Here is a 19,948-nt window from a genome sequence, read left to right as displayed (position 1 = left end):
CATCCTCTGACCCACCCGCGTCGACCCCCTGACCTGGAGGCGCAATGTCCTTCCGCAAGCCCCTGGTGGCGGCAGCCGTACTGGCCCTGACCATGGGGTTGTCCGTGGTCCCCGTCCAGGCGGCCGAGACCCTCCCCTTCCGCGACCCCACCCTGCCGCTGAGCCGGCGCATCGACGACCTGCTCGGCCGCCTCACCCTGGCTGAGAAGATCTCCTGGCTCCACCAGTACCAGCCGGCGGTGGACCGGCTGGGCATCGGCCTGTTCAAGACCGGTACCGAGGCACTGCACGGCGTCGCCTGGTCGACCGACATCGACGACGGCGGCAAGGTCGTGACCGCCCAGGGGACCGTGTTCCCGCAGGCCGTCGGGCTGGCCAGCACCTGGGACCCGGACCTGGTCAAGCAGGTCGGCGCGGCCGTCGGCACCGAGGCCCGCGGCTACCACGCCGAGAACCCCCGGACCTGGGGCCTGCAGCTGTGGGCGCCGGTGGTCAACCTGCTGCGCGACCCGCGCTGGGGCCGCAACGAGGAGGGCTACTCCGAGGACCCGCTGCTCACCGGCGCGATCTCCACCGCGTACGGCACCGGCATCCAGGGCGACGACCCCGACCACCTGCGGGCGGCCCCGGTGCTCAAGCACTTCCTGGCCAACAACAACGAGGTCCACCGGGACACCACCTCCTCCAGCCTGCGGCCCCGTGTCCTCAACGAGTACGACGTCCCGGCCTTCAGAACGGCCATCGCGGCCGACGCGGCCACCGGTGTCATGACGGCCTACAACCGGATCAACGGCCGGCCCGCCACGGTCACCGACCTCGACTCCACCGTCCGCACCTGGACCGACCGGCCGGTGTTCAACGTCACCGACGCCGGCGGCCCCGGCAACCTCACCGGCTCGCAGGCCTACTACGCCACCCAGGCCGAGGCCGCCGCCGCGACGATCAAGGCGGGGGTCGCGAGCTTCACGGCGAACGACACCAACGCCGCCCCGACGGTGGACTCGGTCAACGCGGCGCTCGCCCAGGGGCTGCTGACCACGGCCGACATCGACGGCGCCGTCCGCGACATCCTGGGCATCCGGTTCCGGCTGGGCGAGTTCGACCCGGAGGGCGGGCCGTACGGGAAGATCACCAAAGCCGTGGTGGACAGCCCCGAGCACCGCGCGCTGAACCGCCGGACGGCGGCCGAGGCGATGGTCCTGCTCAAGAACGCGGACAAGGCCCTGCCGCTCAGCCCGGCGAAGAAGGTCGCCGTGATCGGCCCGCTGGCCGACACCCTCTACACCGACTGGTACTCGGGGAAACCGACCTACCGGGTCACCCCGCTCGACGGGATCAGGGAACGCGCGGCCACCACCGCCGCCGAGGGCGTCGACCGGATCGCGCTCAAGGCCGGCGGCAGATACCTCACCGCGGGCACCGGCGCGGGCGCCGACCTGAAACTGTCGGCGACCACGGCCGGACCGACCGAGCAGTTCGACGTCTTCGACTGGGGCCAGGGCGTCGTCACCCTGCGCAGCGTCGCCAACGGCAAATACGTCAGCCGCGCCAACTGGTCCACCCTGGCCAACAGCCAGGACCAGCCCACCGGCTGGTTCGTCCAGGAGCAGTTCAAGCTGGAGGCCCAGTCCGACGGCACGACGCTGCTGAGGTACGCCGGTTACGAGACCGCCTACGACTGGTTCGGCCCCGACCAGTACGTCACGGCCGCGGCCGACGGCACCCTCGGCCTCACCACCGCCGAGGGCGCCACCCGGTTCACCAGGGAGACCGTGCGCAGCGGCGTCGACGAGGCCGTCGCGGCGGCCAAGGACGCCGACGTGGCGGTGGTCGTGGTCGGCAGCATGCCGTTCATCAACGGCCGCGAGGACCACGACCGGACCGGCACCGGCCTGGCCGAGGGGCAGCAGGCGCTGGTGGAGGCGGTCCGGAAGGCGAACCCGAACACGGTGGTGGTGCTGGAGAACAGCTACCCGACGACCGTCGACCGGCTCCAGGACAAGGTCCCGGCGATCCTGTGGACCACTCACGCCGGAGCCGAGACCGGCCACGCGCTGGCCGACATCCTGTACGGCGACGCCAACCCGGCCGGCCGCCTCACCCAGACCTGGCCCCGTGCCGGAACCGAACTCCCCGACATCCTCGACTACGACATCATCAAGACCGGCGCGACCTACCTGTACGCCAAGGAGCGCCCGCTCTACGCCTTCGGCCACGGGCTGAGCTACACCACCTTCGGCTACCAGGGGCTCCGTGTCACCTCTGTCCCCGGCGGCTACGAGGTGAGCGTCCGGGTGACCAACACCGGCTCCCGGGCGGGCGACGAGGTCGTCCAGCTCTACACCCATCAGCACAGCTCCAGGGTGGAGCAGCCGGTCAGGCAGCTCCGCGGCTTCCAGCGGGTCCACCTCGCACCGGGCGAGTCGAAGGTCGTGAAGCTCCCGATCAAGACCGCGGACCTGGCCCTGTGGGACGTGACCCGGGGGCGCTTCACGGTGGAGCCCTCGGTCCACGACGTGCTCGTCGGCTCCTCCTCCGACCGGGTCCGCCGGCGGACCACGGTCAAGGTGTCCGGCGAGCGCATCCCCGCCCGCGACCTGACCAGCGTCACCCGCGCGGCCGACTTCGACGACTACGCCGGGGTCGAACTGGTCGACGAGACCAAGGTCAGCGGCGACGCGGTCGGCGCCTCGGCGGGCGAGTGGGTCGCCTTCAAGGACGTGGACCTCGGCACCGGGATCACCGGGGTGAAACTCGGGGTCGCGGCCGTCGCCGCCTCGTCCGTCGAGGTCCGCCTCGGCTCCCCGGCCGGGAAGCTCCTCGGCACCGTCCCGGTGGCCGCCACCGGCGGGATCTACCAGTGGGCCACGGCCACCGCCCCGCTCGCGGGCGCACGCGGCAAGGGCGACCTCTACCTGGTCGTCAAGGGCGACCTGCGGATCAGGGACCTCACCCTGACCCGCTGACCCGTCGCGGGGGCTGTTGAGAAGTGCACGCCGTACGGCGAACGGGGGCGTGCACTTCGCAACAGGCGATCGTGTACAGGCGGCCGTGCTCAGTCGACGAGGTCGTACCACCGGGGGGTGGCGGCCTTCAGCGGGTCGGGGGCGGGGCCGGCCTCGGGGCCGGCCTCGGGGCCGGGGACGACGTAGAGGTCGACGGTGTCGGAGCTGTGGTCGCGGGAGCCGTTGACGATCCAGTCGTCCTTGATCCGGTCCGCGGGGACGGTTTGGTCGAAGAAGCTGGTCTGACCCGGGGGACCGTCATTGGGGAGGATCCAGAGCAGGCGGTAGCCGATCTTCATTCCTCGCCGGTGCAGCTCGGCGCGGACGGTCGCGACCGGTCTGCCGTGAACCGGGTAGCCGTCCAGGGCCTCCTCTCCCGAGAGGTTGTAGGCGGAGCCCTCGGTGTAGGGCTCGCCCGGCTTGGCGGGGCGGCCGACTCCGAAGACGACCTGGCCGGGGAAGTCCGCGGGCATCCAGACCTTGCCGCAGAACACCGACGCGCAGTGCTCCAGGCGCTGTACGCCTATGCTCCCGTGCCATGTGAAGCCATCGGGGACGATCGGGCCGACCAGCGTGCCCACCTCGTCCGGTGCCGCCGGGATGACCTTCACCGTGACGTTCAGTCCGACCGCGCGGAATGCCTCCTCGAAGCGCCGGCGGTCGGCCGCGGGGTCGGTGATGGTGACGCTGAAGTGGTCGTCGGTCTTCTTGATGGAGACGGCCGCGTTGGCATACTCGGTCGCCGGCCCGCCGAAGGGCAGCCCGATCGCCACGGCCACGGCCAGGGTGGTGGCCGTGGCGAGCAGGACGGGCAGCCGGAAGTCTCTCCGCACTCTGTCCGGGTGGGTTGCCCGTCACGGATGTGCCGCCGAGTTCAGGACAAAGATCCTCTGATGCCGGTGATGATCAATTCGAGGCCGCCGTGGAAGGCGCGGTCGCGGCGGTCTCTGGGCCAGTCGTCGGCGTCGGTTTTGCGGGCCTGTTCCTCGATCGTGTAGCCGTTGACGTAGGCCAGGACCGTGTCCACGGCGACGGCCGCCGTCTCTGCGGAGACGCCCGCGGCGGCCAGGGCGGCGATGAGGCCGTGGAAGGTGGCGACGGCCTCGCCGCCCGGGTGGTGGAAGGTGGACATGAGGCGCGCGCCGTCGCGGTGGGCCAGCATGACCTCGCGCATGCCGGTCGCGACGCCGCGCAGTCGCTCGTCCCAGGTGCCGTCAAGGCGTGGGGCGGCGCCGGTGGGCGGGGTGGCCAGGTGCGCGACCATGGCGTCCAGCAGGGCCTGCTTGCTGGGGTAGTGCCGGTACAGCGCGCCTGCTTGCACGCCGAGCCGGCTCGCCAGGAGCCGCATGGTGAGACCGTCCAGGCCGGCCTCGTCGAGCAGGTCGATCGCCGCCTGAAGCACCTCGGCGCGCCGCTGACTCATTCGAATCCTCCTAGCCGGGGTTGACAGTTCGGCCTCACGTACGTGAACAATGTACACGTGAACGACGTTCACGTAGGAGGCGGAGGACGGGATGACCGAGCAAGGCGTGGGACGGGTACTGGTGATCGGGGCGGGGCTCGGCGGGCTGACGCTCGCGCATGCGCTCGTCCGAGCAGGCATCGACGTGCGCGTGTACGAGGCGGACGACGGTAGTAGCGAGCGGTTCCAGGGATACCGGATCGGGCTGGCGTCGCCCGGGATGGAGGCGTTGCGTGCGAGCCTGCCGCAGCGGCTCTACGAGCTGGTCGAGGTCACCAGCGGCAGTCTGACCGGGCCGGGGTTGCTGTTCGACGAACAGCTCACGGTGCTCAGCCGTGACCTGGAGGGGCCGCCGGCGGAGGCCAGGGCGGTGGACCGGCAGGTGCTGCGGCGGATCCTGCTCGGTGAGTTGGGGGACCGGGTCGCGCACGGCAGGCGGCTGGCGGGTTTCGCGGAGGAGCCAGGCGGGACCGTGACCGCCCGCTTCGCCGACGGCACGCAGGCCACGGGTGAGGTTCTGGTCGGCGCCGACGGCGGGAACTCCGTGGTGCGGCGGCATCTGGTGCCCGAAGTCGGGCTCGTCGACTCGGATCTGTGCGGGGCGATGGGGCGTACCCCCGTCACCGACCGCTTCCTGCGGCTGGTGCCGGGGCGCGGCACGATGGTGCGGGGGCCCGGGATCACGCTGATGCTGGGACGGATGCAGTTCGGCAGGGAGCCGTCCGAGGCCGCCGCCGAGCTCGCTCCCGGGCTGGACATGCCGTACCGCGACAGCTATGTGCGGTGGGTGCTGATGGTGCCGCCGGAGCATCCGGCGGCCACCGACCCGGGACGCGGCCAACAGGACGCGCGCGAGCTGGTGCTGGACCTCATCGACGGCTGGCATCCCGACCTGCGGGATCTGGTGCGCTCGGCCGACATGAGCGCCGTCGGCCGGTCCAAGATCTACGACAGGCCGATGTCGTCATGGCCGGTGGGCCGGGTCACGCTGCTCGGCGACGCCGCGCACCTGACGCTGGCCAGCGGCGGGAACGGCGCGAGCACCGCGATGCAGGATGCCGTGCGGTTGTGCGCGCGGCTGGCCGCGGTCAATCGAGGCGAACGGGACCTGACCTCGGCGCTGGGAGAGTATCGGGACGACCTGCTGGAGCGCGGGAACGCGGCGGTGGAGTTCGGCAAGCAGGCGCTGAAGAGGTTCATCCCGGCCACAGCCGCAGGCGATGCGCGATGAAGGATTCGCCGCGTACTCAGCACACCGACGGAGGGAGCACCGTGCCCGAATACGGCAAGGGCCAGGTCCGTTCCGCCGACGGGACGACGATCGGCTACCGGCAACGAGGCTGCGGCCCCGGATTGATTCTCATGCACGGTGGAATGCAGGCATCGCAGCACCTCATGAAGCTCGCCGACGCCCTCTGCACCGACTTTCGCGTGTATGTGCCCGACCGGCGCGGGCGTGGCCTGAGCGGACCGTACGGCGACGGCTTCGGGATGCAGCAGGAGATCGAAGACCTGCAGGCGCTTGTCACGGCGACCGGGGCTTCGCGGGTCTTCGGGCTGAGCTCAGGTGCGCTCGTCACGCTGCGCACAGCCCTCGTCACCCCCTCGCTCGACCGGATCGCTCTGTACGAGCCCCCCTTGTCCATCGACGGCTCGGTGCCGGCCGACTGGGTGCGGCGCTTCGACCACGAAATCGCCGCCGGTAAGCGTTCCTCCGCGCTGATCACGGCATTGAGGGGCCTCGGTGTCGAACCGGTGCTCGGTCGAATCCCACGATTCGTGATCGTGCCGTTGATGACGATCGGCTCACGCGTGCAGCGCGACCTTCCTGAAGACGATGTGCCCATCGCCGAGCTGATCCCCACGCAACACTTCGACATGCGGATCATTCGGGAGATGGCCGACACCGTCGAGGAGTATGCGACGTTGCGGGCGCACGTGCTGCTACTCAACGGGACGAAAAGCCCGGCCTACTTCGGTGCCGCGCTGAAGCGGCTCGCCACCGTGCTCCCCCATGCGCAGAGCATCACCTTGCCGGGCCTCGGGCACTCGGGACCGGAGAACGACGGAGCTCCCCTCGTCGTGGCCCAGGCTCTGCGTGATTTCTTCGGCGCACGATGACAGGCACGGCGTCGACGGGTGCCGGATGGCACGCGTGGATCCTGCACAGGTGTCTCCTAACCGAGAAGGTGCCGGACACCTGATGAGGTGTCCGACGGCTCACGTTCGCCGCTCATGAGGCGCAAGCCGTACCGGACGGTGAAGAACCGAGCTTTTGGCGTTGAGATACCTCTCGACCAGCTGTTCGACGCGTACGCTGTCGGCATGAGCGAAGCAGCATTCGAGATCGCCCTGGAGGAACTTCACGCCCACCCGGAGCGCTGGGACGAGGCCGTCGCCTCTGCGGCTCGGGGCAAGGTGATCGCACTCACCGACAGGGGAGAGCGGCTGGCGGCCGTCGTGTCCGCCGACCAGATCGGTCTGGTGGAACGTCTGCAGGAGACTGTCGACGTGCTCTCCGACACCGAGGCGGTCATGGCGATCGTCGAGTCGCGAAATTCGATCGCGGCCGGTGAGAGCGTCTATGGGTCTGAGGCGATCCGTGCGCTCCTTGACCACCGTCGGTGAGTGAGTACGAGCGCCCGCCTTTTGAGCCGGTTCTGGGCGCTGCGGCCAGGCGGGCTATCTCGGACAAGCTCTCACCCGATGTTGCGGCGGGGGCGGTTGAGTTCATTACGGGTGCGCTTCTGGCGAACCCTTATCGGGTCGGTAAAGAACTCAACGAGCCGCTCGCGGGCATCTACAGTGCCCGGCTGATGCGTGACCGGCGAATTCTGTACGAGATCCACGATGAACAGGAACCGCGAGAGATTCATGTTCTCGACATCCGGCATCGTGCAGACGCCGATCAGCGCCGTTGATCACAGGACTACGCAGGCCATAGGCGAACGGTCACGGGTCTCCCGGCGGACGGTCCGGGTGCGGCTCAGCCCTTGACGGCGCCGATGATGACTCCCTTGGTGAAGTGCCGCTGGACGAAGGGGTAGACGAACAGCACCGGGAGCAGCGCGACGACGACGATCGCCATCTGGATGGCCAGGCTGGGGGGCAGCGCCTGGCCGGCGACCGTGACGTTGCCGGTCTGGCCGGAGAACAGGGACCGGCCCTGGAGCACGTACTGCCGGAGTACGACCTGCAGCGGCCACTTGGCGTTGTCGTTCAGGTAGAGGACGGCGTTGAAGAACGAGTTCCAGTAGCCGACCGCGTAGAACAGGCCGATGACGGCCGTGACGCCCTTCGACATGGGCAGCACGATCTTCCTCAGGATGTGGAACTCGCTCGCCCCGTCGATCCGCGCGCTGTCGCTCACCTCTTCGGGGATGTTCATGAAGAACGCCCGCATGACCACCAGGTTGAACGCGGTGACCGCGCCCGGCAGGATCAGCGACCAGTAGGTGTCGATCAACCCCAGGGAGCTGACCAGCAGGTAGTTCGGAATGAGCCCGGGGCCGAACAGGAACGTCAGCAGGATGAGGAACAGCATCGGCTTGTGCAGCAGCGAACCCGGCTGGGACAGGCCGTAGGCGGCCAGCACCGTGACGGTCAGGCTGATGGCCGTGCCGACGAGGGTGACGCCGAGACTGACCATGACCGACCTGGTCACCACGCCGCCGGAGAAGAGCTCGGCGTACGCGGCGAAGGAGAGCTCGCCGGGCACGGTGACCAGGCCGCCGGCCTCCGACACGGTCTCCTGGGTGGAGAGGCTGGTCAGCACGACCATGTAGATCGGGAAGAGGACGCACGCCACGATGAGCGTGAGGACGATTCCTTTGACGAGGCCGCCGGCACGGCTCGGCCGCTCGGCCCAGGCGGGTGAGATAGTCATGATCGTTTGTAGATTCCCTGCTCGCCGAATCGGTGGGCGACCTTGTTGGCCACGAGGATCAGAATCAGTCCGACCAGGCCTTTGACCAGCCCGGCCGCCGCGCCGTAGCTCCACTCGCCGGTCAGCAGCGTGCGCCAGTAGACGAAGGTGTCCAGCACCTCGGCGGCGTCCCTGCCGACCGCGTCGCGTTGCAGGAAGAACTGCTCGAAGCCGACGTTCAGCGCCTCGCCCAGGCGCAGGATCAGCAGCAGGATGATCACCGGGCGCAGGCCGGGCAGCGTGATGTGCCAGAGCCGCCGCCAGCGTGAGGCGCCGTCCACCGCCGCCGCCTCGTAGAGGTTCTGGTTGATGGCCGCCAGCGCGGCCAGGAAGATGATCGTGCCCCAGCCCGCGTCCTTCCAGATCGTCTCCGCGGTCACCAGCACGAGGAAGGTGTCGGGGTTGGTCATGAGGTCGAAGCCGCTGTACCCGTGGTCCCGCAGCGTCTGGGAGAGCAGTCCGGCGCCGCCGAACATCTGCTGGAACAGGGTGACGACCAGCACCCACGAGAAGAAGTGCGGCATGTAGACGATGCCCTGGATGAACAGGCGCAGGCGGGGCCGTACCACGCTGTCGAGGAGGACGGCCAGCATGATCGGCACGGGGAAGTAGAAGACCAGCTGGAACGTCGTGATCGACAGGGTGTTGAGCGTCGCGTCCCAGAAGCTCTCGTCGAGCATGAGCCACTGGAAGTTGGACAGGCCGACCCAGGCGCTGTCGACGAAGCCGACGTAGGGCGAGTAGTCCTGGAAGGCGATGACGTTGCCGAGCAGCGGCACGTAGTGGAAGACGACCAGCAGGCCGATCGCGGGCAGCGTCATCAGCAGGAGCTGCCAGTCGCGTCTCAGCCTGGCCGGGAACGGCCCGCGCGAACTGCGGCTTGTCCTCGCGCCCCTTTTGCCGTCATCCTTGGTGGTGCCGGTGCCGGCGGGTGAGGTCAGGTCACCCGCCGGCCCGGTGTTCACGGAATCCCTAAGCACGGCCGTTGTCCCGCAGGACCTTCAGGTAGAAGTCCCGGGCCTCGTCTCCGCCGTCCCGCCGCCACTCGGTGGCGATCTGCTTGGCGTCGCTGACGGGGCGGCGACCGCGCATGATGTCGGTGAACTTGTCCTCGGTGGGGACCTGCAGGCCGGAGTACTTCGAGGGCCGCTGGACCCGGATCCCGTCGAACGGGGTCTTCTCGATGTGCGGGAAGCCGGCGTTCTGCCACTCCACGTTGGCCTTGACCGCCTCGGGATAGATCCAGTCGACGTAGAGCGGGCGCCCGCCGAGGAAGATGTAGGTCTGGGCGACCTCCTTGCGGCCGAGGTCGGTGGCCTGCGGGACGTTGTGCGCGTCGCGTTCGAAGTGCTTGCCCTCCACGCCGAAGGTCGCCAGCTCGTACTCCTTGGTCCCGTACGGCGCCGCGCACCAGTTGAGGATGGAGAGGATCTCCTCCACCTTCTCCTTGGGCTGCCCCTTCCTGATGAAGGTGAAGATGCCCGCCGCCGTGTTGTGGTACATGAGCGGCTTGCCGCCGTCGTGGGCGAACAACGGGAAGACGCCGATGTCGAAGTCGGGGTCCTTGCTCCGGTGCTGCTGGAGGAGCTCCTTCCAGCCGCCGAGCCCGTCCCGGTAGACGGTGATCTGCCCGGCTCCGATCAGCTCCTTCTCGTTGGCGCCCTTGCTGCCGGCGACGCTCGGGTGGATCAGCTCCTCCTCGAAGAGTCTGCGCATGAAGGCCAGCATCTGCTCGTACTCGGGGGTCTCGTACTTGTGGACGAGCTTTCCCCCCTCGTAGCGCCACTCCTGCGGGATCCGGAAGATCGGCCAGACCATCTCGTGGATGTCGCCGAACGCCCAGCGCTTCGCCTTGGGGTCGGTGATCTCCTTGCCCAGCTGGTACAGCTCCTCGGCGTTCGTGGGGGTGGCGTTCCAGCCGTTCTTGTCGAACAGGTCCTTGCGGTAGAGCAGGCCGTAGGGGTAGGGCTCGGTGGGGAACGGCACCGCCATCAGCTTGCCGTTCCAGACCGACCACTCCCACGCGGCGGTCGGCAGGTTGGCCAGCAGGGCGTACGGCTTGACCTTGTCACCCTGCAGGTAGGGGGTGAGGTCCTCGAAGGCCTGGTCGACGGCGGTGTTGAAGTCCGCCATCTTGTCGATCTCCCAGCTCGGGATGACCATGATTTCCGGGATGTCCCCGGAGGCGAGCCGGGCGATCGCCTTGTCGACGTAGACCATGCCGTCGGTGATCTGGAACTCCACGGTCGCGCCGATGTCGGCGTTGACGGCCTGGAAGTAGGAGTTGTCCGCCAGGCCGGGCGGCACCGGTCCCCACAGCGGTGTCATCGCCTTGTAGGTCCCGCCCTTGCCCGCCTTCTGGGTGAGCGCGGCGGCCGGGGCGGCGGGATAGGTGGTGAAACCGCCGCTGATGTCGGGCACCCCGGGCAGAGTGGAGACCGTGCCGGGAAGATCCGGCTTGACGCCGGGGAAGGCCGTGTAGGTGGGGGTCAGCGACGTCAGCTTCTCCGCGGCGGCGGCGGTGGCCCCGCCACCGCCGGGGCGGGGGCCGCTGGGGGTGGAGCACGCGCTGAGCAGGCCGCCGCCGGCGGCCATGGCGGCGCTGAGCCCCACCAGGCTGAGAAATCCGCGGCGGCTGGTCATCGCGTCTCCGGGGGGATGGTTCACGACGCGTTCCCTTCGTTGGTCAGGACGGATCGGGGGTGTCGGCGGAGATGGCTCCGGGGTAGAATTAGTTCGTCTTTCGACCAAACAAATTAGTCGAGGGTGACCTCCGCCACAAGGGACCGCCGATCGCGGGCCGGTGGGAGGCGGTCACAGATTGGTGAACGATGGGGCATGATGGGGCCAGCCTGGCCGCGTGGGAACGGGACTGACCTTGATCACATCTACGACGGATCCACAGCCGGCGGACTTCGCCGACGTCCGGGCCACCAACCTCGCCGTGGTGCTGAGGTTCGTGCGCGAGCACGCGCCCTGCTCGCGGGCGGACATCGCCGCCTCCACGGGGCTCAACAAGGCGACGGTGTCGAGCCTGGTCGCCGACCTGATCGACCGCCGCCTGGTGCGGGAGACGGGGCTGACCGAGAACCGGGTCGGCCGTCCGGCCACGATGCTCGTGCTCGACGGCTCGCCGTACGCCGCGATCGGCGTCGAGGTCAACGTCGACTACGTCACCGCGGTCGCGGTGGACCTGGCGGGGGAGAGGCTGCTGTCCTGGCGGCGGTCCTTCCCCGGTGCGGCCGTCACGGCCGCCCAGGCCGTGGCGACGGTCGCGGCGATCGTCCGCCGGGTGGGCAGCCGGATGGCCAGGGAGGAGCGTCAGGTCCTCGGTCTCACGGTGGGGGTTCCCGGTCTGGTCGGCATCGACGGCACCGTGCGCATCGCGCCCAACCTCGGCTGGCGCGACGCCGACCTGTGCGGCGACCTCACCAAGGCCCTGCGCGACCCCGGCTACCCGGTGCAGGTGGACAACGACGCCAACCTCGCGGCCCTGGCCGAGCACCGCTTCGGCCCCCGGGCGGGGACGGCCAACCTGGTCTACCTCACCGGCGAGATCGGGGTGGGCGCCGGGGTCATCCTCGACGGGCGGCTCCGCCGCGGCGGGCGGGGCTACGGCGGGGAGGTCGGCCACATCCAGCTCGACCCCCTCGGCGCCGAGTGCCGCTGCGGCCGGCTGGGATGCCTGGAGGCCGTCGCGGGGATCGGCGCGGTCCTGGAGCACGCCGCCCTCTCCCCCACGGAGGTGGAGATCGAGCTGGACGAGGTGATCCGGCTGGCCCACGCCGCCGACCCCCGTACGCTCACCGTCCTGGCCACCGTGGGGCGCAACCTGGGCAAGGGCGTGGCGATGATCGCCAACCTGCTCAACCCCGAGCTGGTCATCCTGGGCGGCTACTACGTGCCGCTCGCGCCCTGGCTGCTGCCCGAGGTGGAGGCCGAGATGCGCGGGCGCACGATCGCGCCGGACGGCGGGGGCTGCGAGGTCGTGGCCTCCACCCTGGGGTACGGCGCGGCGGCGCTGGGCGGCGCCGCCCGGGTGCTCGATTCGGTGGATTCGGGCCGTCTGCCGCGTATCTCTTGACCTGAGCCGCACAGGCGTGCACCCTTCAGGGGAACTCCGTTCGAAACATGCGTGTAACGGGCGGAGTTTTCCCGGACCGAATATCGAAGCGCTTCGACAGAGGCGCGTCCTCCCGGCCCCATGTCGAAGCGCTTCGACGCTCTCAGAGGGATGGTCCCCCGATGAACCAACCGTTCCGTGACCCGCAGCTCCCACTCGCACAGCGCATCGCGGACCTGCGCGGCAGGCTGTCCCTCCAAGAGAAGATCGGCCTGCTGCACCAGTACCACGCACCGGTCGGACGGCTCGGCCTGGGCGCCTTCCGCACCGGGACCGAGGCCCTGCACGGCCTGGCCTGGCTGGGCCCGGCCACGGTGTTCCCCCAGGCGGTCGGGCTGGCCAGCAGCTGGGACCCCGAGCTGGTCAGGCGGGTCGGCGAGGCGACGAGCGACGAGGTCCTGGCCTTCCACCACAAGGACCCGGCCGGCGCCGGGCGCAACGTGTGGGCCCCGGTGGTCAACCCGCTCCGGGACCCGCGCTGGGGCCGCAACGAGGAGGGCTACTCCGAGGACCCGTGGCTGACCGGCGTCATGGCCACGGCGTACGCCTCCGGCCTTCGTGGGAGCGATCCCACTGTGCTGAAGACCGCACCCACGCTCAAGCACTTCCTCGGCTACAACAACGAGACCGACCGCTGCGTCACCTCCAGCAACCTGCCGCCCCGGGTGCTGCACGAGTACGAGCTGCCCGCCTACCGGCCCGCCCTGGAGCACGGTGCCGCGGTCGCCGTGATGCCCTCCTACAACCTGGTCAACGGCCGCCCGGCGCACCTCAGCCCGCTGATCAACGAGGTGCTGCGCGGCTGGGCGTCCGACGACGTCCTGGTGGTCAGCGACGCCTACGCGCCCGCCAACCTCGCCGGACTGCAGGCCTACCACGACGACCTCCCCGAGGCCTACGCGCACGCGATCAAGGCCGGACTCGACAGCTTCACCCAGGACGACGACCGGACCGAGGCCACCCTGGGCCACCTCCGCCAGGCGCTGGAGCGCGGTCTGCTCACCGAGGCGGACATCGACGTGGCGGTGGGGCACGCGCTGTCGATCCGCTTCCGGCTCGGCGAGTTCGATCCCGGCACGCCGTACGACCACGTCACCGAGGAGGTCGTCAACTGCCCCGAGCACCAGGCGCTGGCCCGCGAGGCGGCGCGGCGCTCGATCGTGCTCCTGCGCAACGACGGCATCCTGCCGCTGCCCCCGGGCGGCCGGATCGCGGTCATCGGCCAGCTCGGCGACACGCTGATGGAGGACTGGTACTCCGGGACGCTCCCGTACGCCGTCACGGCCCGCGCCGGGCTGGCCGAACGGGGCGAGACCGTCTTCTGCGAGGCCGTCGACCGGGTGACGCTCGCGGTCGAGGGCGGCCCCGTCGTCGCCGGCCTCGACGGCGGGCCGCTCGCGGTCGGGGCCCCCGGCGCCGTACCGGAGACCGGCCTGTTCGACCTCTTCGACTGGGGCGGCGGCTCGTACGCGCTGCGGGCCGTGGCGACCGGGCGCTACCTGTCGGTGGACGACGACGGGGTGCTGGTCAACGACCAGCCGGGCCCCAACGGCTGGGAGGTGCGCCAGACCTTCCGGACGGAGCCCCGGCCACGCGGGGCGCTGGCGCTCCGGCACATCTCCACCGGCCGCTACGTCGCGCTGGACGGCGAGGTGTTCCGGCTGGCCGACGACGCCGACGCGGCGGCCTGGCTGACCATGGAGCAGGTCGTCGACGGCGCCGCGGCGGCCGCCGCCCTCGCCGCGACGGCGGACGTGGCCGTGGTGGTGGTCGGCGACCACCCGCTGGTCAACGGCAGGGAGACCGAGGACCGGCTCAGCCTGGCGCTGCCCGCCGCACAGCAGGCCGTGGTCAGGGCCGTGTGCGCGGCCAACCCGCGGACCGTCATGGTGATCAGCAGCGGTTACCCGGTGACCTGGGACGGGGAGGGGCCGCCCGCAGTGCTGTGGTCCTCGCACGGCGGCCAGGAGTACGGGCACGCGCTGGCCGAGGTGCTGTTCGGCGACGCCGACCCCGAGGGGCGGCTCACCCAGACGTGGTACCGGTCGGAGTGCGACCTGCCCGACCTGCTCGACTACGACATCATCGCCTCCGACGCGACCTACCAGTACTACCGGGGCACCCCGCTCCACCCCTTCGGCCACGGTCTCAGCTACACCACCTTCGGCTACGCCGACCTGACCGTCTCGGTGGCGGACGGCCGGGTCACCGCCTCGGCCACCGTCACCAACACCGGCTCCCGCGCCGGGGTCGAGGTCGTCCAGATCTACACCCACCAGCGGCGTTCACGGGTCAAGCAGCCGCAGCGCCGGCTGCGCGGTTTCGTCAAGGTACGGCTCGCGCCGGGGGAGAGCGAGACGGTCACCTGGAGCATGGACGTCCGGGAGCTGGCCTTCTGGGACGTGACCCGGAACAGGTTCGTCGTCGAGGACGCGCCCCACAAGATCATGATCGGCCGTTCCGCCCGCGACATCCACCTGTGCGCCCCCTTCCACGTCGAGGGCGAGCACATCCCACCCCGCGCCGCCCTCGCGGGCCCGATCTCCGCCGTCGACCACGACGAGTACGACGCGGTGGCGTTCGTGGACGCGGCCAAGGTCTCCGGCGACGCCGTACGGTCCACCGCCGAGGGCGGGTGGATCCTGTTCCGCTCGGTCGACCTGGGGACCGGGGCGGCCACCTGCCTGGCCCGCGCGACCGGCGTGGAAGGCGGCATGATCACCCTGCGGCTGGACGATCCCCTCTACGGCCCGGTCGCCGCTGTCCTGCCCGTCCCCACGGGTGGCCGCTACGACCTCGCCGAGATCCGTGCGGGGCTTGCGGAGGCCGGCGGAGTCCGCGATCTTTATGTGGTGTTCGAGAACACCGGGATCACCCTGGCCTCCCTCGCCTTCGAGGGGACCGTGTGAGAGGGCGGGCGGTGACGATCGCCGAGGTCGCCCGGCACGCGGGAGTGGCGGTGAGCACGGTCTCCTACGTGCTCAGCGGGAAGCGCGCGATCTCCGCTGACACCCGGCGGCGGGTGCTCGACAGCGTGCGCGTGCTCGGATACCACCCCAACGCCGGGGCCAGGGCGCTGGCCAGCAAGCGGTCCAACGTCATCGCGCTGGTGCTGCCGCTCCGGGCCGGGATGCACGTCCCGGTGCTGATGCAGTTCGCCACCTCGGTGGTCACCGCGGCCCGGCAGTACGACCACGACGTGCTGCTGCTGACCGCCGACGAGGGAGCCGACGGGCTCCGCCGGGCGGCGGCGAGCGCGCTGGTGGACGGCCTGGTGCTGATGGACGTGGAGCTCGACGACAGCAGGGTGCCACTGCTGCGGGAGCTCGCCGAGCCGAGTGTGCTGATCGGCTTCCCCGCTGACACGGCCGGGCTGACCTGCGTCGACCTGGACTTCGGCCGCGCGGGTGCGCTCTGCGTGGAGCACCTGGCCGAGCGTGGGCACCGCGACGTCGCACTGCTCGGCGCTCCCGCCGTGGTCTACGAGCGGGGGACCGGCTTCGCCCGCCGCACCCGGGAGGGGTTCACCCGGGCGATGACCGAACACGGCCTGACCGGGGTGGCGCTGCCCTGCGAGGACACCTTCGACCAGGTGTCCGCCGCACTGGGGGAACTGCTGGAGGCCCGGCCCGGCCTGTCCGGGCTGGTCGTCCACAACGAGGCCGCGGTCAACCACGTGCTCGGGGCGCTGCGCCAGTACGGCAGGCGGGTGCCCGACGAGGTCGCGGTGGTGGCGATCTGCCCCGACGACATCGCGGAACGGTCCAGCCCGGCGCTCACCTCGGTGCTGATCCCGGCCGAGGAGGTCGGCCGGCAGGCGGTCCGGCTCCTGATGGACAAGCTCGCGGGCCATGCCGTACCCGACGGCACGCTGCTGGAGCCCCGGCTGACCGCGCGCCGCAGCACCTGAGCGGGCCGTGCCACGCCGCCGGCGGCACGTGTGAGCCGGCCCCGGCACGACGACGGGCGCGCCTCCCCGAGGGAGACGCGCCCGTCCGGCTGTCAGGGACGACTACCAGTCGCCGCCGCCGAAGTCGCCGCCGCCGAAGTCGCCTCCACCGCCGAAGTCACCCCAGCCGCCGCCACCGAAGTCACCGCCGCCGCCGAAGTCGCCTCCGCCGTCGGCCGCCGCGCCGTCGGCATAGCCGGCGCCGTAGCCGCCCATGCCCCAGCCGCCGCCCATCATGCTGCCGAGCATCGTGCCGACGAGCATGCCGGTCATGACGTCGCCGAAACCGCCGTAGTAGCCGTAGGCGTAGGGCTGGTAGGCCGGGCCCGCGTCGTAGTAGGGGCGGCGCTGGCCGTTGACCATGACCTCACGGGTCTGCGGCTCGAAGCCGCGCTCGATGGCATCGGCGTCGGCCGCACAGGCCGGCACCTCGCGCACCGCGCCACCGGGCGGGGCCCAGCGGACGTCGCGGAACGAGGGGCCGTGCTGCGGGTTGAAGAAGCAGGGTGAGCGCCGCTCGGGGAGCGGCTGGTGGTTGACGCGCGCCTTCACGCAGGCGAGGGCGTAGCGGCCCTCCTCCAGCGCGGTGGTCACGCCGCGCAGCTCGTCGGGGCGCTTGACCGCGACCAGCTCCGTCTTGGCCCGCTCGTAGGAGTCGAGGGCGCGCTGCCAGTCCTGCTGGTGCTCGGCGCCGTCGCCGAGCAGCTTGACGTCGGTGTCGAGGTCGGTGATCTCCTCGCCGAACTTGGTGACGTCCTCGTCCACGGTCTGCTTGACCGCGGCCAGCTCGGCGGCCTCACGGGCCTCACGCTGCTGCTTCTTCTTGCGGGAGTAGAAGAAGATGCCCGCGCCACCGGCCAGGGCCAGCACCAGGATGCCGATCAGCACACCGCCGCCGCCTCCACCGGAGGAGCCGGAACCGGAGCTGGAGCCGACGCCCGCGCCGACGCCCGCGTCGTCCGCCAGCTTGACGAAGTTGATCACGTTGTCGGTCGGGCTGCTGGCCGTCTTGGCGCGGCCCAGCAGCTCGTCGACGTCGACGCCCTTGACGGTGGAGATGCCGAACGGCTCGCTGCCGCTCATCAGCAGCACGGTGGACTTGCCGCCGATGTCCTTGCGGACCGAGGTCAGCATGGTCCGCGCCTGCGACTGGCTGGTGATCGAGCCCTTGGGCAGCAGCCCCACGTAGACCGAGGAGGTCTGCTCGGCGGCGCTGCGCATGGCGTCTGCGGCGTCGGCGGGGATATCCGCGGCCGGGTCGGCGTAGAAGTGATCGCCGTCCTTCAGGCCCGCGGAGATCGTGCCGGGGTCGGGCGCCGCGGCACTGGCCGCCGGCGCGATCATGAAGATGGCCAGCAGCCCGGCGAGCAGCGCGACGATCGCGGCACCGAGACGACCTGGCGCGGTTTTTGTGGTGATCACGGCAGAAAGCCTCCTTCGTCCTGAAGGACGAATGAGTGGACGGCAGAGTTCCCTACTATCCGACCGTATCCCCTCCGGGGCGACATGGTGCGGAGAGATCGCCCTCAGGTCCGTCGCGCCGGGCAGGGCCCGTCGGTGCCCGCTCACCGTTTCAACCGGCGATCCGCCCCACGTGAGCGACGGCCGAGCCGTCGCCGAGAGCGTGGCGCACACCGTGGCGAGGAGAACCACGGGCCCCGGACGGGGCCCAGGTGGTGGTCAGGCGTCCTTGATCTCGCAGATGGCGGCGCCGGCGGTGACGGTCTGGCCGACCGCGGCGGTCAGCCCGGTGACGGTCCCGGCCTTGTGCGCGGTGAGCGGCTGTTCCATCTTCATCGCCTCCAGCACCACGACGACGTCGCCTGCGGCGACGGTGTCGCCGTCGGCGGCCACCACCTTGACGATGGTGCCCTGCATCGGACTGACCAGGCTGTCGCCACCCGCGGCGGTCTTGCTGCCCGCCCCACGGCCGGCCCGTCTGGGTGCTCGGGCGCCGTTGCCGGCCATGACGGGCGTGCCGAACCCGGCGGGGAGGGTGATTTCGAGGCGTTTGCCGGCGACTTCGACGGTGATGGTGTCGCGTTCGGTGGGTGGGGGGGTGTCGGTGGGGGTGGGGTAGGGGGGGATCTGGTTGTCGTATTCGGTTTCGATCCAGCGGGTGTGGATGGTGAAGGGTTCGCCGGTGAAGGCGGGGTCGGTCAGGACGGCCTGGTGGAAGGGGATGACGGTGGGCATGCCGTCGATGGTGAGTTCGCTCAGGGCGCGGCGGGAGCGTTCGATGGCTTCTTGGCGGGTGCGGCCGGTGATGATGAGTTTGGCGATGAGGGAGTCGAAGGCGCCGGGGACGGTCATGCCGGTGTCGTAGCCGGTGTCGAGGCGGACGCCGGGGCCGGTGGGGGTGCGCATCGCGGTGATGGTGCCGGGGGCGGGCAGGAAGCCGCGTCCGGCATCTTCGGCGTTGATGCGGAATTCGATGCTGTGGCCGCGGGGGGTGGGGTCGTCGTAGCCGAGGGGTTCGCCGGCGGCGATGCGGAACTGTTCGCGGACCAGGTCGATGCCGGTGACTTCTTCGGTGACGGGGTGTTCGACTTGGAGGCGGGTGTTGACTTCGAGGAAGGAGATGGTGCCGTCTTGGCCGATGAGGAATTCGCAGGTGCCGGCGCCGGTGTAGCCGGCGTGGCGCAGGATGGCTTTGGAGCTGGTGATGAGGAGGTCGTGCTGGGTGGGGGTGAGGAAGGGGGCGGGGGCTTCTTCGATGAGTTTTTGGTGGCGGCGTTGCAGGGAGCAGTCGCGGGTGGAGATGACGACGATGTTGCCGTGGGTGTCGGCCAGGCATTGGGTTTCTACGTGGCGGGGGCGGTCGAGGTAGCGTTCGACGAAGCATTCGCCGCGGCCGAAGGCGGTGAGGGCTTCGCGGACGGCGGAGTCGTAGAGGTCGGGGATCTCCTCCAGGGTGCGGGCGACTTTGAGGCCGCGTCCGCCGCCGCCGTAGGCGGCTTTGATGGCGATGGGCAGGCCGTGTTGGTGGGCGAAGGCGGTGATTTGGTCGGGGCCGGTGACGGGGTCGGGGGTGCCGGGGACGAGGGGGGCGCCGACGGTGTGGGCGATGTGGCGGGCTTGGACTTTGTCGCCGAGGGCGGTGATCGCGGTGGGGGGTGGGCCGATCCAGGTGAGGCCGGCGTCGATGACGGTTTGGGCGAAGGTGGCGTTTTCGGCGAGGAAGCCGTAGCCGGGGTGGATGGCGTCGGCGCCGGTGGTGCGGGCGATGCGCAGGAGTTTGGTGATGTCGAGGTAGGTGTCGGCGGGGGTGGTGCCGCCGAGGGCGTGGGCTTCGTCGGCGACGCGGACGTGCAGGGCGTCGAGGTCCTGGTCGGCGTAGACGGCGACGCTGGTCAGTCCGGCGTCTTTGCATGCGCGGGCGATCCGGACGGCGATCTCACCACGATTGGCGATTAGGACCTTCTGCACCGACGTTGTTCCCTTCCTTGACATCTGCGAACAAGGGGCCGGCGGGCCTCCAAGG

General features: G+C 70.4%; 15 protein-coding genes. 8 read left to right on the top strand and 7 right to left on the bottom strand.

The genetic code is table 11. The features are described 5' to 3' along the window. Nucleotides 1-44 precede the first annotated feature (44 nt). Nucleotides 45-2,966, top strand: coding sequence for a glycoside hydrolase family 3 C-terminal domain-containing protein (locus OHA77_RS14610; protein WP_406318657.1), 2,922 nt, complete (start codon nucleotides 45-47; stop codon nucleotides 2,964-2,966). 89 nt (nucleotides 2,967-3,055) lie between these two features. Here OHA77_RS14610 and OHA77_RS14605 read toward each other — a convergent pair whose 3' ends face one another. Together OHA77_RS14605 and OHA77_RS14600 are read right to left on the bottom strand one after the other, a co-directional pair. After that, entirely contained in the window at nucleotides 3,056-3,838 is a 783-nt protein-coding gene (locus OHA77_RS14605) for a hypothetical protein (RefSeq protein WP_406318655.1), read from the bottom strand. Between the two features lie 41 nt (nucleotides 3,839-3,879). Continuing rightward, nucleotides 3,880-4,428, bottom strand: coding sequence for a TetR/AcrR family transcriptional regulator C-terminal domain-containing protein (locus tag OHA77_RS14600; RefSeq protein WP_406318654.1), 549 nt, complete (start codon nucleotides 4,426-4,428; stop codon nucleotides 3,880-3,882). A gap of 91 nt (nucleotides 4,429-4,519) precedes the next feature. Here OHA77_RS14600 and OHA77_RS14595 point away from each other — a divergent pair, with 91 nt between their 5' ends. The 4 genes from OHA77_RS14595 to OHA77_RS14580 all read left to right on the top strand — a co-directional run bounded on the left by OHA77_RS14595 (nucleotide 4,520) and on the right by OHA77_RS14580 (nucleotide 7,388). After that, entirely contained in the window at nucleotides 4,520-5,698 is a 1,179-nt protein-coding gene (locus OHA77_RS14595) for an FAD-dependent oxidoreductase (RefSeq protein WP_406318652.1), read from the top strand. Nucleotides 5,699-5,739: 41 nt separating this feature from the next. Further along, the gene (locus OHA77_RS14590; protein WP_406318651.1) at nucleotides 5,740-6,588 is read left to right on the top strand and encodes an alpha/beta fold hydrolase; all 849 of its coding nucleotides are present in this window, start codon (nucleotides 5,740-5,742) and stop codon (nucleotides 6,586-6,588) included. Between the two features lie 204 nt (nucleotides 6,589-6,792). Then, entirely contained in the window at nucleotides 6,793-7,095 is a 303-nt protein-coding gene (locus tag OHA77_RS14585) for a hypothetical protein (protein WP_406318650.1), read from the top strand. After that, nucleotides 7,092-7,388 (top strand): type II toxin-antitoxin system RelE/ParE family toxin, encoded by a 297-nt coding sequence (locus tag OHA77_RS14580; RefSeq protein WP_406318648.1) that lies wholly within the window; start codon nucleotides 7,092-7,094, stop codon nucleotides 7,386-7,388. The genes OHA77_RS14585 and OHA77_RS14580 overlap by 4 nt, the downstream gene beginning before the upstream one ends. A gap of 65 nt (nucleotides 7,389-7,453) precedes the next feature. Here the strand turns inward: OHA77_RS14580 and OHA77_RS14575 are convergent, their stop codons facing one another. From OHA77_RS14575 to OHA77_RS14565, 3 genes are read right to left on the bottom strand one after another with little or no spacing between them, the layout of a single operon-like run. Further along, complete coding sequence (locus OHA77_RS14575; protein WP_406318647.1) at nucleotides 7,454-8,353, bottom strand: carbohydrate ABC transporter permease; 900 nt, start codon at nucleotides 8,351-8,353, stop codon at nucleotides 7,454-7,456. Next, nucleotides 8,350-9,357, bottom strand: coding sequence for an ABC transporter permease (locus tag OHA77_RS14570; RefSeq protein ID WP_406318646.1), 1,008 nt, complete (start codon nucleotides 9,355-9,357; stop codon nucleotides 8,350-8,352). The genes OHA77_RS14575 and OHA77_RS14570 overlap by 4 nt, the downstream gene beginning before the upstream one ends. 7 nt (nucleotides 9,358-9,364) lie before the next feature. Beyond that, nucleotides 9,365-11,059 carry a sugar ABC transporter substrate-binding protein gene (locus OHA77_RS14565; RefSeq protein ID WP_326820079.1) on the bottom strand — a complete coding sequence of 565 codons (1,695 nt, stop codon included), beginning with the start codon at nucleotides 11,057-11,059 and terminating at the stop codon, nucleotides 9,365-9,367. 193 nt (nucleotides 11,060-11,252) lie between these two features. Between OHA77_RS14565 and OHA77_RS14560 the strand changes: the two genes are divergently transcribed. The 3 genes from OHA77_RS14560 to OHA77_RS14550 all read left to right on the top strand — a co-directional run bounded on the left by OHA77_RS14560 (nucleotide 11,253) and on the right by OHA77_RS14550 (nucleotide 16,425). Further along, nucleotides 11,253-12,476 carry an ROK family protein gene (locus tag OHA77_RS14560; protein WP_406318644.1) on the top strand — a complete coding sequence of 408 codons (1,224 nt, stop codon included), beginning with the start codon at nucleotides 11,253-11,255 and terminating at the stop codon, nucleotides 12,474-12,476. A 161-nt stretch (nucleotides 12,477-12,637) separates the two neighbouring features. Then, nucleotides 12,638-15,424, top strand: coding sequence for a glycoside hydrolase family 3 C-terminal domain-containing protein (locus OHA77_RS14555; RefSeq protein ID WP_406318643.1), 2,787 nt, complete (start codon nucleotides 12,638-12,640; stop codon nucleotides 15,422-15,424). After that, complete coding sequence (locus OHA77_RS14550; protein WP_406318642.1) at nucleotides 15,421-16,425, top strand: LacI family DNA-binding transcriptional regulator; 1,005 nt, start codon at nucleotides 15,421-15,423, stop codon at nucleotides 16,423-16,425. Before OHA77_RS14555 ends, OHA77_RS14550 begins: the two co-directional genes overlap by 4 nt. Before the next feature lie 102 nt (nucleotides 16,426-16,527). Here OHA77_RS14550 and OHA77_RS14545 read toward each other — a convergent pair whose 3' ends face one another. Next, nucleotides 16,528-17,886, bottom strand: coding sequence for a hypothetical protein (locus OHA77_RS14545; protein WP_406318641.1), 1,359 nt, complete (start codon nucleotides 17,884-17,886; stop codon nucleotides 16,528-16,530). A 258-nt stretch (nucleotides 17,887-18,144) separates the two neighbouring features. After that, nucleotides 18,145-19,893 (bottom strand): acetyl/propionyl/methylcrotonyl-CoA carboxylase subunit alpha, encoded by a 1,749-nt coding sequence (locus tag OHA77_RS14540; protein ID WP_406318639.1) that lies wholly within the window; start codon nucleotides 19,891-19,893, stop codon nucleotides 18,145-18,147. Nucleotides 19,894-19,948: the final 55 nt, after the last annotated feature.

This window comes from Streptosporangium sp. NBC_01639 (genome assembly GCF_045209755.1).
In the GTDB taxonomy this organism is placed as follows: Bacteria; Actinomycetota; Actinomycetes; order Streptosporangiales; family Streptosporangiaceae; genus Streptosporangium.
Note: the sequence above shows the minus strand (reverse complement) of the source record. Positions and strands in the feature narration are given on the sequence as shown.